The sequence below is a fragment of the Pseudomonas sp. VA159-2 genome (assembly GCF_024126635.1).
GTDB lineage: Bacteria > Pseudomonadota > Gammaproteobacteria > Pseudomonadales > Pseudomonadaceae > Aquipseudomonas > Aquipseudomonas muyukensis.
The window spans coordinates 49,790-62,014 of sequence record NZ_JAMYBV010000016.1 but is presented as its reverse complement, the minus strand read 5'-3'; the positions used below and the strand labels follow the sequence as shown (position 1 = coordinate 62,014).

General features: G+C 66.7%; 12 protein-coding genes. 6 read left to right on the top strand and 6 right to left on the bottom strand.

Annotated features, from left to right (window positions below; all coding sequences use genetic code 11):
• Window positions 1-49: 49 nt before the first annotated feature.
• Entirely contained in the window at window positions 50-532 is a 483-nt protein-coding gene (locus tag NJG22_RS16655; protein ID WP_134692903.1) for an ATP-dependent zinc protease, read from the top strand.
• A complete protein-coding gene (gene rimK / locus NJG22_RS16650) occupies window positions 529-1,434 on the top strand; it encodes a 30S ribosomal protein S6--L-glutamate ligase (RefSeq protein ID WP_011531656.1) in 906 nt (301 codons plus the stop codon). Before NJG22_RS16655 ends, rimK begins: the two co-directional genes overlap by 4 nt.
• Window positions 1,435-1,569: 135 nt before the next feature.
• Here rimK and NJG22_RS16645 read toward each other — a convergent pair whose 3' ends face one another.
• On the bottom strand, window positions 1,570-2,883 hold the full coding sequence (locus NJG22_RS16645) for an ATP-binding protein (protein WP_253096027.1): 1,314 nt from the start codon (window positions 2,881-2,883) through the stop codon (window positions 1,570-1,572).
• Between the two features lie 93 nt (window positions 2,884-2,976).
• A complete protein-coding gene (gene ompR / locus NJG22_RS16640; protein WP_217851894.1) occupies window positions 2,977-3,717 on the bottom strand; it encodes a two-component system response regulator OmpR in 741 nt (246 codons plus the stop codon).
• Between the two features lie 229 nt (window positions 3,718-3,946).
• Between ompR and NJG22_RS16635 the strand changes: the two genes are divergently transcribed.
• From NJG22_RS16635 to NJG22_RS16620, 4 genes are all read left to right on the top strand, one after another.
• A complete protein-coding gene (locus NJG22_RS16635) occupies window positions 3,947-6,271 on the top strand; it encodes a Tex family protein (protein WP_253096026.1) in 2,325 nt (774 codons plus the stop codon).
• On the top strand, window positions 6,271-6,654 hold the full coding sequence (locus tag NJG22_RS16630; RefSeq protein ID WP_253096025.1) for a PaaI family thioesterase: 384 nt from the start codon (window positions 6,271-6,273) through the stop codon (window positions 6,652-6,654). The genes NJG22_RS16635 and NJG22_RS16630 overlap by 1 nt, the downstream gene beginning before the upstream one ends.
• 182 nt (window positions 6,655-6,836) lie before the next feature.
• Window positions 6,837-8,429 carry a glutamate--cysteine ligase gene (gshA, locus tag NJG22_RS16625; RefSeq protein WP_253096024.1) on the top strand — a complete coding sequence of 531 codons (1,593 nt, stop codon included), beginning with the start codon at window positions 6,837-6,839 and terminating at the stop codon, window positions 8,427-8,429.
• Entirely contained in the window at window positions 8,429-9,055 is a 627-nt protein-coding gene (locus NJG22_RS16620) for a TetR/AcrR family transcriptional regulator (RefSeq protein WP_253096023.1), read from the top strand. The genes gshA and NJG22_RS16620 overlap by 1 nt, the downstream gene beginning before the upstream one ends.
• A 152-nt stretch (window positions 9,056-9,207) precedes the next feature.
• Here the strand turns inward: NJG22_RS16620 and NJG22_RS16615 are convergent, their stop codons facing one another.
• From NJG22_RS16615 to ssuD, 4 genes are read right to left on the bottom strand one after another with little or no spacing between them, the layout of a single operon-like run.
• A complete protein-coding gene (locus tag NJG22_RS16615) occupies window positions 9,208-9,423 on the bottom strand; it encodes a molybdopterin-binding protein (RefSeq protein ID WP_008095172.1) in 216 nt (71 codons plus the stop codon).
• Between the two features lie 30 nt (window positions 9,424-9,453).
• A complete protein-coding gene (ssuB, locus tag NJG22_RS16610) occupies window positions 9,454-10,266 on the bottom strand; it encodes an aliphatic sulfonates ABC transporter ATP-binding protein (protein ID WP_253096021.1) in 813 nt (270 codons plus the stop codon).
• The gene (ssuC, locus tag NJG22_RS16605) at window positions 10,266-11,063 is read right to left on the bottom strand and encodes an aliphatic sulfonate ABC transporter permease SsuC (RefSeq protein ID WP_217851885.1); all 798 of its coding nucleotides are present in this window, start codon (window positions 11,061-11,063) and stop codon (window positions 10,266-10,268) included. The genes ssuB and ssuC overlap by 1 nt, the downstream gene beginning before the upstream one ends.
• Window positions 11,064-11,073: 10 nt before the next feature.
• Window positions 11,074-12,222 carry an FMNH2-dependent alkanesulfonate monooxygenase gene (gene ssuD, locus NJG22_RS16600; RefSeq protein ID WP_253096020.1) on the bottom strand — a complete coding sequence of 383 codons (1,149 nt, stop codon included), beginning with the start codon at window positions 12,220-12,222 and terminating at the stop codon, window positions 11,074-11,076.
• Window positions 12,223-12,225: the final 3 nt, after the last annotated feature.

Below are 12,225 nucleotides of genomic sequence, written 5' to 3'. Positions count from 1 at the left end.
AATCCGTGCCGTCATTACAGTTCATCCCCTTATCCACAGGGCACGCCTCGTGAAGACATTTGACCACCTGACTGTGATCGGCCTGCGCGAGTGGGTCGCCCTGCCCGACCTCGGCGTTGCCGGCCTGCGCGCCAAGATCGACACTGGCGCCAGCACCTCCAGCCTGCACGCCACCGACGTCGAGCCGTTCGAGCGCGATGGCCAGCAGTGGGTACGCTTCACCGCCCACCTGGGCTCGGTGGTGCAATTGCGTCACCGTCGCTGCGAGGCGCCGCTGGTGACCATGAAACGCATCAAGAGCTCCAACGGCCAGGCCCAGGCGCGCTACGTGATCCGCACCAGCCTGGCGCTCGGCGACCGGGTATGGGAGGTGGAGTTCACCCTGGCCTGCCGCAAGAACATGCGCTACCGGCTGTTGCTCGGATCCAAGGCATTGATCCACGGCCAACTGGTGGTCAACCCCGGCCTCAAGTACGTTCAGGACAAACCGGCCTTCCCGGCCACCCTTTCCCCTGTCACAGGTGCTGCATGAAGATCGCTGTGCTCTCGCGCAATCCGCGTCTGTATTCCACCCGCCGCCTGGTCGAGGCCGGTACCCAGCGGGGCCATGAAGTGGTGGTGATCGACACGCTCCGGGCCTACATGAACATCGCCAGCCACAAGCCGCAGATCCACTACCGCGGCAAGCCGCTGGAAGGGTTCGACGCGGTGATCCCGCGCATCGGCGCATCGGTCACCTTCTATGGCTGCGCGGTGCTGCGCCAGTTCGAGATGATGGGCGTCTACCCGCTCAACGAGTCGGTGGCCATCGCCCGCTCGCGCGACAAGCTGCGCTCGCTGCAACTGCTGTCGCGGCGCGGCATCGGCCTGCCGATCACCGGCTTCGCCCACTCGCCGGACGACATCCCCGACCTGATCCAGATGGTCAACGGCGCGCCGCTGGTGATCAAGGTGCTCGAAGGCACCCAGGGCATCGGCGTGGTGCTGTGCGAAACCACCAAGGCCGCCGAGTCGGTGATTGAGGCGTTCATGGGCCTGAAGCAGAACATCATGGTCCAGGAGTACATCAAGGAGGCTGGCGGCGCCGATATCCGCTGCTTCGTGGTCGGCGACAAGGTAATCGCCTCGATGAAACGCCAGGCCAAGCCCGGCGAGTTCCGCTCCAACCTGCACCGGGGCGGGGTGGCCAGCCTGATCAAGATCACCCCCGAAGAGCGCATGACCGCCATTCGCGCCGCCAAGGTGATGGGCCTGAGCGTGGCCGGCGTGGACATCCTGCGCTCGAACCACGGGCCGCTGGTGATGGAGGTGAACTCATCGCCTGGGCTGGAAGGCATCGAGGTCACCACCGGCAAGGACGTGGCCGGGATGATCATCGAGCACCTGGAGAAGAACAGCGGGCCGAACCAGACGCGGACCAAGGGCAAAGGATAAGCATACGCTACACCCTGTAGGAGCCGGCTTGCCGGCGAAGGGGCCAGCAGCGGCAGCGCAAGGCAACTGTCCAATGCTGCCGGTGCGGGCCTCTTCGCCAGCAAAGCTGGCTCCTACAAAGGGCTGGGCTTGTCTTTAAACGGCGTTACGCGGCAGCAACAGCCCCAGCGGCAATCTCACCCGCGCCTCGATCCCGCCACCGGAGCGGTTGCGCAACTCCACGTTGCCGCCATGCTGAGCGGCGATCCGCTTGACGATCGCCAGCCCCAACCCGGTGCCCTTGCCGCCGCGCGCCCGGTCGCCACGGATGAACGGGTTGAAGATGGTCTCCAGCTCCGACTCGTCGATGCCCGCGCCACGGTCGAGCACGCTGAGCACCACGTAGGGCGCGCTCTGGTCACCCGACACATAGGCCGCCACCTCCACGCCCTTGCCGGCGTGATGCAACGCGTTGCCGATCAGGTTGCCCAGCATGCGCTTGAGCGACACCCGGCGCAGCGGGAACGGCGGGATCGGCTCCAGGCACAGGCGCACCTGTTCCTTGTGCTGGTTGAACGGCGCCACCACTTCGTGGATCAGGTCGTTGAGGTCGACCTCCTCCACCGGTTCGTCACGTCCATCGCGGATGAACGCCAGGAACTGGTCGAGGATCGCGTCCATGTCCTCGATATCACGCACCATGTCATCGCTGAGATCGCTGTCGTTGCCCATCAGCGACAGCGACAGGCGCAGGCGGGTGAGCGGTGTGCGCAGGTCGTGGGACACCCCGGCCAGCATCAGCTCGCGCTCCCGCCCGGCCTGCTCGACATCCTCGGCCATCTGGTTGAATGCCCGGTACACCTCGGTCATCTCGCTGGGCGTGTCGCTGATCGGCAGGCGCACGCTGCGCCCCTGGCCGAGCTGGCGGGCGGCGAACACCAGGCGCTTGAGCGGCTGGTTGAGCTGGCGCACGAAAATCCATGCCGAGGCGGTGGACAACAAGCCAATGGCCAGGAACCAGCCCAGCACGTTCCAGATTTTCTGCCCGCGCAGCGGGTGTGGGTACAGCGGCACCTTGAGCCAGCCCGGGCCCAGGCTCGGCGCGTTCACCCACAGCGCCGGCGGCGCATGGATACGCAGCCGCACCTCGGTGTCATCGCCCAGCTCGGCCTGCATCTGGCGCTGGTAGATCTCGCTGTACGGCCAGTGCTGTTCGCCCTCGGGCACGCCGGCCCCGGTCACCCGGATCAGCCCGGCGGCCTCGGCGATCTGCTCGCGGTTTTGTTCATCCGCCGCCCAGTACGCCCGCAGCGTCAGGGCCACCCCGTGGCTGTACTGGCGGTCGACCAGCACGTCCTCGTTCATCAGCAGGTACACCAGCGTCAGTGCCTTGGAGAACAGCACGACGATCAGCACCAGCCAGAGGGTGCGGGCGAAGAAGCTTTGCGGAAACCAGAGAGGCGTTTTCATCGATCAACTACTGTGCTGAAAGGCCGGGCGCCACAGACGAAAACAGGGCGACTCGCATGAGCCGCCCTGCTGCACCCGGACGCACCGACAGAATCATTTGCCGGCGTTTCCGTCCGGCACGAAGACGTAGCCCACGCCCCAGACGGTCTGGATATAGCGGGGTTTGGACGGATCGGGCTCGATCATCCGGCGCAGGCGCGAGATCTGCACGTCGATGGAGCGCTCCAGGGCGTCCCACTCGCGGCCACGGGCCAGGTTCATCAGCTTGTCGCGGGTCAGCGGTTCACGGGCATGCATGACCAGCGCCTTGAGCACGGCGAACTCGCCGGTGGTGAGCATGTGCACTTCGCTACCGCGCTTGAGTTCGCGGGTGGCCAGCGACAGTTCGTAGTCGCCGAAGGTGACGGTCTCGTCCTCGCTGCCCGGCGCGCCCGGCACGGCCGGGGCCTGGCGGCGCAGCACGGCCTTGACCCGGGCCACCAGCTCGTCGGGGTTGAACGGCTTGGCCAGGTAGTCGTCGGCACCCAGCTCCAGGCCCTTGATGCGGCTAAGCTCGTCGCCCTTGGCGGTGAGCATGATGATCGGGATCTGGTTGTTCGAGGCGCGCAGGCGCTTGCACGCCGACAGGCCGTCCTCGCCCGGCAGCATCAGGTCGAGCACGACCAGGTTGAACACTTCACGGGCCAGCAGGCGATCCATCTGTTCGACATTGGGCACGGTACGGACACGGAAGCCCTTGCTGGTGAAGAAACGGTCCAGCAGGCTGCTCAGGCCCGGGTCGTCGTCGACGATGAGAATCTTGTCGCCATCGGTGGCGTTTGCGGTGCTGGTCATGAATTACTCCTCTGATATCGCCGCGCATTATGGCGTAGCCATTGCCGCGCGTGCCGTGTGCATTGTTAGCAGATTTTTCCCGGCGTGCCACTGCCGCCCTGTCGACAGCTGGCGCCAGGCCATCACCGCAAGCCCGGCACGATGGGTATAATGCGCGGCTTTCACCCAGCGCCGCCGGGGCCGAACGCCCGCCTGCGGCCTTGCATTCACTATTTGTCAGGTGGTTTTCATGGACAGCATCAACAGCCGTATCGCCGAGGAACTGGGCGTGCGCCCACAGCAGGTCGAAGCGGCCGTGGGCCTGTTGGACGAAGGATCGACCGTGCCCTTCATCGCCCGCTACCGCAAGGAAGTGACCGGCAGCCTGGACGACACCCAACTGCGCCACCTGGAAGAGCGCCTGCGCTACCTGCGTGAACTCGACGAGCGCCGCGCCAGCATCCTGGCCAGCATCGAGGAGCAGGGCAAGCTGACCCCGGAGCTGGCCCGCGAGATCAAGCTGGCCGACACCAAGACCCGTCTCGAAGACCTCTACCTGCCGTACAAGCAGAAGCGCCGCACCAAGGGCCAGATCGCCCTGGAAGCCGGCCTCGGCGAGCTGGCCGACGGCCTGTTCAACGACCCGCAGCTGACCCCGGAAAGCGAAGCCGCGCGCTTCGTCGACGCCGAAAAGGGCGTGGCCGACGTCAAGGCCGCGCTCGAGGGCGCCAAGTACATCCTCATGGAGCGCTTCGCCGAAGACGCCGCGCTGCTCGACAAGCTGCGCAGCTTCCTCAAGCACGAGGCGGTGCTGAGCGCCCGCGTGGTCGCCGGCAAGGAAGAGGAAGGCGCCAAGTTCCGCGACTACTTCGCCCATGACGAGCTGCTGCGCAGCGCCCCGTCGCACCGTGCCCTGGCGATCTTCCGTGGCCGCAACGAAGGGGTGCTGAGCGCCTCGCTGAAGGTCGGCGAGGAGCTGCCGGGCACCCTGCACCCATGCGAGCTGATGATCGCCAGCCATGTCGGCATCGAGAACCGCAACCGCCCGGCCGACAAGTGGCTGGGCGAAGTGGTGCGCTGGACCTGGAAGGTCAAGCTCTACACCCACCTGGAAACCGACCTGTTCGGCGAGCTGCGCGACAACGCCGAAGGCGAGGCGATCAACGTCTTCGCCCACAACCTGCACGACCTGCTGCTGGCCGCACCGGCCGGCCCGCGCGCCACCCTGGGCTTCGACCCAGGCCTGCGTACCGGCTGCAAGATCGCCGTGGTCGATGCCACCGGCAAGCTGCTGGACTACACCACGGTCTACCCGCACGCGCCGAAGAACGACTGGGACCGCACCATTTCCATCATGGCCGCACTGTGCGCCAAGCACTCGGTGGAGCTGGTCGCCATCGGCAACGGCACCGCCAGCCGCGAGAGCGACAAGCTGGTGGCCGAGCTGGTCAAGAAGTACCCGGCCCTGAAGATCACCAAGATCATGGTCTCCGAGGCCGGCGCCTCGGTGTATTCGGCCTCTGAACTGGCCGCCCGCGAGTTCCCCGACCTGGACGTGTCGATCCGTGGCGCCGTGTCCATCGCCCGTCGCCTGCAGGACCCGCTGGCCGAACTGGTGAAGATCGACCCGAAATCCATCGGCGTCGGCCAGTACCAGCACGACGTGTCGCAGGTGAAGCTGGCCCGTGGCCTGGACGCCGTGGTCGAGGACTGCGTGAACGCCGTGGGCGTGGACGTCAACACCGCCTCGGTGGCACTGCTGACCCGCATCTCGGGCCTCAACGCCACCCTGGCGCAGAACATCGTCGCCCACCGCGACGCCAACGGCCCGTTCGCCACCCGCGCGGCACTGAAGAAAGTCAGCCGCCTGGGCGAGAAGACCTTCGAGCAGGCCGCCGGCTTCCTGCGGGTAATGAACGGCGACAACCCGCTGGACGCCTCCGCGGTGCACCCTGAGGCCTACCCGCTGGTGCAGCGCATCGCCGCCGGCACCGAGCGCGACATCCGCTCGTTGATCGGCGACAGCGGCTTCCTCAAGCGCCTGGACCCCAAGCAGTTCACCGACGAAACCTTCGGCCTGCCGACCGTCACCGACATCCTCCAGGAGCTGGACAAGCCCGGCCGCGACCCGCGCCCCGAGTTCAAGACCGCCACCTTCCAGGACGGCGTCGAGGACCTCAAGGACCTGGAGCCGGGCATGATCCTCGAAGGCGTGGTGACCAACGTCACCAACTTCGGGGCCTTCGTCGACATCGGCGTGCACCAGGATGGCCTGGTGCACATCTCGGCGCTGTCGGAGAAGTTCGTCAAGGACCCGCGCGAAGCGGTCAAGGCCGGCGACGTGGTCAAGGTCAAGGTCATGGAAGTGGACATCCCGCGCAAGCGCGTCGGCCTGTCCATGCGCATGGGCGACACCCCGGGCGAGAAGGTCGAGGGCAACCGCGGCGGTAACCGTGGCCAGGGCGGCAACCGCCAGCAGCAGGCGCCGCGCCAGCGCGAGACCACTGCCGCGGCACCGGCCAACAACGCCATGGCCGCGCTGTTCGCCAACGCCAAGCAGTTGAAGAAGAAGTGATGGACGTACCGAAAGAGTACGTCGAAAGCGCCTTCAGCCAATTGCTGGGTTGCCGCCTGCAACGCCTGGACCCGGGCGTTGCAGAGGTGGCCCTGGCGCTCGCGCCGCACCTGCGCAACCGTGGCCAGAAGCTGCACGGCGGGGCGATCTTCAGCCTGGTCGACATCACCATGGGCCTGGCCTGCTCGGCCAGCCACGGCTTCGACCAGCAGAGCGTGACCATCGAGTGCAAGATCAACTACCTGCGCGCGGTCAGCGAGGGCGAGGTGCGCTGCATCGCGCGCGTGCTGCACGCCGGCCGGCGCACGCTGGTGGTCGACGCCGACGTGCTTCAGCACGACAAGCTGGTAGCCAAGGCCCAGGGAACCTTCGCGGTTCTCTAGCTGATCTAGCCCCATCTGCGGTATTTTCGGCGTAATGCTGTACCCCTGATCGCGGGCTTGCCCCGCGATCAGGCGCATACAGGCCAGCGACGGAACCGCGTAAACCAGGCGACAACGCCAGTTCCTTGCCCAACTACCCTTGTAGACCGTCATCCCTACCCCCATATTGGGGCGACTGACGCGTGAAGGAATCCATCTTGAGCGACCTCCTCAACCGCCGCCTGAGCCTGCTCGGCGACAATCTCGACCTGCTCAAGCAGTGCCTGCACGGCATTGAGCGCGAATGCCTGCGCGTGACCGACGAAGGTCGCCTGGCCCAGACCCCGCACCCCGAGGCCCTGGGTTCGGCGCTGACCAACGAGCAGATCACCACCGATTATTCCGAGTCGCTGCTGGAGTTCATCACGCCAGCCCTGGCCGACCCGGCCAAGGTGCTCGAGAGCCTCGAAGAGGTCCACCGCTTCGTCTACACCCAGCTGGGTGACGAGCTGCTGTGGAGCCCGTCGATGCCCTGCGCGCTGCCTGCCGAAGAAGACATCCCGATCGCCGAATACGGCAGCTCGAATATCGGCAAGCTCAAGCACGTGTACCGCAAGGGCCTGGCCCTGCGCTACGGGCGCACCATGCAGTGCATCGCCGGTATCCATTACAATTTCTCCCTGCCCGAGACGCTATGGCCGCTGCTGCGCGCGGCCGAAGGCGGCGAGCAGAGCGACCGCGACTACCAGTCCTCGGCCTATATCGCGCTGATCCGCAACTTCCGCCGCTACAGCTGGCTGCTGATGTACCTGTTCGGCGCCTCGCCGACCCTGGACAAAGGCTTCCTGCGGGGCCGTGCGCACCAGCTCGAGGAACTCGACGCGCAAACCCTGTACCTGCCCTACGCCACCAGCCTGCGCATGAGCGACCTGGGCTACCAGAGCAACGCCCAGGCCGGCCTCACCCCCTGCTACAACAACCTCGCCAGCTACACCGACAGCCTGCGCAAGGCGGTGGGCACGCCCTACCCGCCCTACGTCGAGGTCGGCACGCACAAGGATGGCGAGTGGGTACAGCTGAACACCAACATCCTGCAGATCGAAAACGAGTACTACTCGAACATCCGCCCCAAGCGCGTCACCTACACCGGCGAGCGGCCAATCCAGGCCCTGACCTCGCGTGGCGTGCAGTACGTGGAAGTGCGCTGCCTGGACATCAACCCGTTCCTGCCAGTGGGCATCGACCTGACCGAAGCCCGTTTCCTCGACGCCTTCCTGCTGTTCTGCGCCCTGGAAGACAGCCCACAGCTGGACAACGGCGAGTGTGGCCAGTGCACCGACAACTTCCTCAGCGTGGTCAAGCAAGGCCGGCGCCCGGGCCTGGAGCTGCGTCGCGACGGCCAGCCGATCGCGCTCAAGGCCTGGGCCAGCGAGCTGATCGGCCGCATCGGCCAGCTGGCCGCCCTGCTCGACCGCGCCCAGGGTGGCGAGGAACACGCCAAGGCCCTGCAAGCACAGCAGGCCAAGGTCGATGACCCCGAGCTGACCCCATCGGCCCAGGTGTTGGCGCGCATGACCGAACACGACGAGAGCTTCGTCGAGTTCGCCCTGCGCCAAAGCCGACTGCACGCCGAGACGTTCCGCGCGCAACCGCTGAGCCGCGAGCAGCAACAGGCCTTCGAAACCCTGGCGCGCGAGTCGCTGGCCAAGCAGTCCGAGCTGGAACAGGAAGAAGTCGGCGACTTCGACCTGTTCGTCGGCGCCTACCAGGCCAGCATCCTGGCGATCAGCAACTGATGAGCCGCGTCGTCGCCCCGCGCAAGCCACGCGCCAGCAGCCAGGCCAGGATCGAGGCGATCCTGGCTGCGGCGCGCGAACTGCTGGCCGGGCAAGGGGTGGCGGGGTTGTCGATCTACAGCGTGGCCGAACGGGCGCAGATTCCACCGTCGTCGGTGTATCACTTTTTCGCCAGCGTGCCGGCCCTGCTCGAGGCGCTGACCGCCGATGTGCACCGGGCGTTTCGCGAGGCGCTGAGCGCGCCGATCGACAGCGCCGCGTTCAGTACCTGGCACGGCCTGTCGCGACTGGTGGAGCGGCGCATGCTCGATATCTACAACGAGGATGCCGCGGCGCGCCAGCTGATCCTCGCCCAGCATGGGCTGAGCGAAGTGGTCCAGGCTGACCGTCAGCATGACCTGGAGCTGGGTGAGCTGATGCATCGCTTGTTCGACCGCCACTTCCAGTTGCCGGCCATGCCGAAGGACGTGGATGTGTTCGCCTTGGCGATGGAGCTGAGCGACCGGGTCTATGCCCGCTCGATGCAACTGCATGAAGCGATCACGCCGCGCATGGCTGAAGAGGGGATGCGGGTGTTCGAGGCGTATCTGGGGTTGTATCTGCCGCCTTATCTGGCCAAGCGCTGATCCCGAGCCCTGCAAAAATTCTGTAGGAGCGGCCTTGCGTCGCGAAAGGGCTGCGCAGCAGCCCCGGCAATTTTGATGGTGGCTCAAAACCTGGGGCCGCTCCGCGCCCCTTTCGCGACACGAGGCCGCTCCTACAGGGACCGTGCAAGGCTTCAGAGCTTGGCGATGGACACCTCGGTCGATTTGACGAAGGCAATCACCTCGCTGCCCACCTGCAACTCGAGCTCCTTCACGGAACGGGTGGTAATCACCGAAGTGACGATGCCAGAGGCGGTCTGCACGTCGATTTCCGACAGTACCGGCCCTTCGAGAATTTCCTTCACGGTGCCTTTGAACTGGTTGCGAACGTTGATGGCTTTGATAGTCATGGCGTCATTCCTTTTGCGGTCTTCGTAGGTTCAATGGGCCCAACGCAACTGCGTGGGCAAAGGGGCTACAGGTTCCGGCTCGGGCGGGGTGCCCGGCACGGACAGAACACGGTTGAGCACTTCGCTTTCCAGCGCCGCCAGGCGCTGCGAACCCCGCGCGCGCGGGCGCGGCAGGTCGATGGTCAGGTCCAGGCCGACTGCGCCGTCCTCGATCAGGATCACCCGGTCGGCCACGGCGACGGCCTCGCTGACGTCGTGGGTGACCAGCAGCACGGTGAAGCCGTGCTGGCGCCACAGGCGCTCGATCAATTGCTGCATCTCGATGCGGGTCAACGCATCCAGCGCGCCCAGCGGCTCGTCCAGCAGCAGCAGGCGCGGCTGGTGGATCAGCGCCCGAGCCAAGGCCACGCGTTGCTTCTGGCCGCCGGAGAGCGCCGCTGGCCAGTCGTCGGCGCGCTCGGCCAGGCCGACCGCCTCCAGGGCTTGCAGGGCACGACGGCGCCAGTGGCCGGCCAGGCCCAGGCCGACGTTGTCGATGACTTTTTTCCACGGCAGCAGGCGCGCGTCCTGGAACATCAGCCGGGTATCGTCGCGGGCCTCGGCCAACGGCGCCGCGCCGGCCAGCAGCTCGCCGGCGCTTGGCTGGTCGAGCCCGGCCAGCAGGCGCAGCAAGGTGCTCTTGCCGCACCCGCTACGCCCGACGATGGCGACGAACTGGCCGGCCGGTATGTGCAGGTCGATACCGCGCAGCACCTCGCGCTGGCCGAAGGTGCGGCGCAGGCCGTTGGCGGCGAGCGGGATGCCGGGCAGCAGGCGCGGCGGTCGTTGCGTGAGCACGCTCATCATGCGCCCTCCTTCCTGGCGACCTGGTACGCCGGGTGCCAGCGCAGCCACACACGCTCCAGGCCACGGGCCGCCAGGTCGGCGAGCTTGCCAAGCAGCGCGTACAGCACGATCGCCAGCACCACCACGTCGGTCTGCAGGAACTCCCGGGCGTTCATCGCCAGGTAGCCGATGCCGGCGTTGGCCGAAATGGTCTCGGCGACGATCAGGGTCAGCCACATGAAGCCCAGGGCGAAGCGCACACCGACCAGGATCGACGGCAACGCACCAGGCAGGATCACCTGGCGAAACAGGGCAAAGCCCGACAGCCCATAGCTGCGCGCCATCTCCACCAGGGCCGGGTCGACGTTGCGAATACCGTGGTAGGTGTTGAGGTAGATGGGGAACAGCGTGCCCAGCGCCACCAGGAAGATCTTTGCCGACTCGTCGATACCGAACCACAGGATCACCAGCGGGATCAGCGCCAGGTGCGGCACGTTGCGAATCATCTGCACCGAACTGTCGAGCAGGCGCTCGCCCCAGTTCGACAGGCCGGTGATGAAGCCCAGCACCAGGCCGATGACGCCACCGATGACGAAGCCCAGGCCGGCGCGCCAGCCGCTGATGGCCAGGTGGCTCCAGAGCTCGCCGCTACGCACCAGCTCGACCCCGGCACTGACCACCGCGCTTGGCGCCGGCAGGATGCGGGTCGACAGCCAGCCGGCGCTGACCGCCAGTTGCCAGACAGCCAGCAACAGCAACGGCAAGGCCCAGGGGGCCAGGCGCTGGCTCCAGGTGCTTGAAGGTGCATGACTCATGGCCAGGCCCTCAGCTCTGCGACACGGACTTGGGCAGGATGTCGTTGGCCACCATCTCCCCGAATGGGCTCACGTAGCCGCCGCTCGTCACCGGCTCCGGGCGCTGTACGTCCAGGTGCGGGAACAGCAGCTCGGCGACGCGGTACGACTCTTCCAGGTGCGGGTAGCCGGAGAAGATGAAGGTATCGATGCCCAGCGCCGCGTACTCCTTGACCCGGGCCGCGACTGTCGGGCCATCGCCGACCAGCGCAGTGCCGGCCCCGCCACGCACCAGGCCGACACCGGCCCACAGGTTCGGCGCGACCTCCAGCTTGTCGCGCTTGCCGCCATGCAGCGCGGCCATGCGCTGCTGGCCAACCGAGTCGAAGCGCGCCAGCGAGGCCTGGGCCCGGGCGATGGTGTCGTCGTCCAGGAGCGAAATCAGTTTGTCGGCGGCGGCCCAGGCTTGTTCGTTGGTTTCCCGCACGATCACATGCAGGCGGATGCCGAAACGCACTTCGCGGCCCTGGGCAGCGGCTTTTTCGCGCACCTGGGCGATTTTCTCGGCCACGGCGGCCGGTGGTTCGCCCCAGGTCAGGTACAGCTCGACCTGCTCGGCGGCCAGGTCCTGGGCGGCGTCGGACGAGCCGCCGAAGTACAGCGGCGGGCGCGGCTGCTGGATTGGCGGGTAGAGCAGCTTGGCGCCCTTCACCTGGATGTGCTTGCCGTCGTAGTCGACCACTTCGCCTTCGAGCACCTTGCGCCAGATGCGGGTGAACTCCACCGAGGCTTCGTAGCGCTCCTGGTGGTTCAGGTGCAGGCCATCGCCGGCCAGTTCGTCCGGATCGCCACCAGTGACCAGGTTGAACAGCGCGCGGCCGTTGGACAGGCGGTCCAGGGTGGCCGCCTGGCGCGCGGCGACGGTCGGCGAGATGATCCCCGGGCGCAGCGCCACCAGGAACTTCAGGCGCTCGGTCACCGGGATCAGCGAGGCGGCGACCAGCCAGGAGTCCTCGCAGGAGCGCCCGGTGGGGATCAGCACGCCGCCGAAGCCCAAGCGGTCGGCGGCCTGGGCGATTTGCGCCAGGTAGCCATGGTCGACGGCGCGAGCGCCTTCGGTGGTGCCCAGGTACTTGCCGTCACCGTGGGTCGGAAGGAACCAGAAGATGTTCAGGCTCATTGG

What these genes read in the sequence shown, in the direction of transcription:
- NJG22_RS16615 (WP_008095172.1), bottom strand. Translation starts at nt 9,423, where the DNA reads ATGACTATCAAAGCCATCAACGTTCGCAACCAGTTCAAAGGCACCGTG.
- NJG22_RS16620 (WP_253096023.1), top strand. Translation starts at nt 8,429, where the DNA reads ATGAGCCGCGTCGTCGCCCCGCGCAAGCCACGCGCCAGCAGCCAGGCC.
- ssuD (WP_253096020.1), bottom strand. Translation starts at nt 12,222, where the DNA reads ATGAGCCTGAACATCTTCTGGTTCCTTCCGACCCACGGTGACGGCAAG.
- rimK (WP_011531656.1), top strand. Translation starts at nt 529, where the DNA reads ATGAAGATCGCTGTGCTCTCGCGCAATCCGCGTCTGTATTCCACCCGC.
- ompR (WP_217851894.1), bottom strand. Translation starts at nt 3,717, where the DNA reads ATGACCAGCACCGCAAACGCCACCGATGGCGACAAGATTCTCATCGTC.
- NJG22_RS16635 (WP_253096026.1), top strand. Translation starts at nt 3,947, where the DNA reads ATGGACAGCATCAACAGCCGTATCGCCGAGGAACTGGGCGTGCGCCCA.
- ssuC (WP_217851885.1), bottom strand. Translation starts at nt 11,063, where the DNA reads ATGAGTCATGCACCTTCAAGCACCTGGAGCCAGCGCCTGGCCCCCTGG.
- ssuB (WP_253096021.1), bottom strand. Translation starts at nt 10,266, where the DNA reads ATGAGCGTGCTCACGCAACGACCGCCGCGCCTGCTGCCCGGCATCCCG.
- NJG22_RS16645 (WP_253096027.1), bottom strand. Translation starts at nt 2,883, where the DNA reads ATGAAAACGCCTCTCTGGTTTCCGCAAAGCTTCTTCGCCCGCACCCTC.
- NJG22_RS16630 (WP_253096025.1), top strand. Translation starts at nt 6,271, where the DNA reads ATGGACGTACCGAAAGAGTACGTCGAAAGCGCCTTCAGCCAATTGCTG.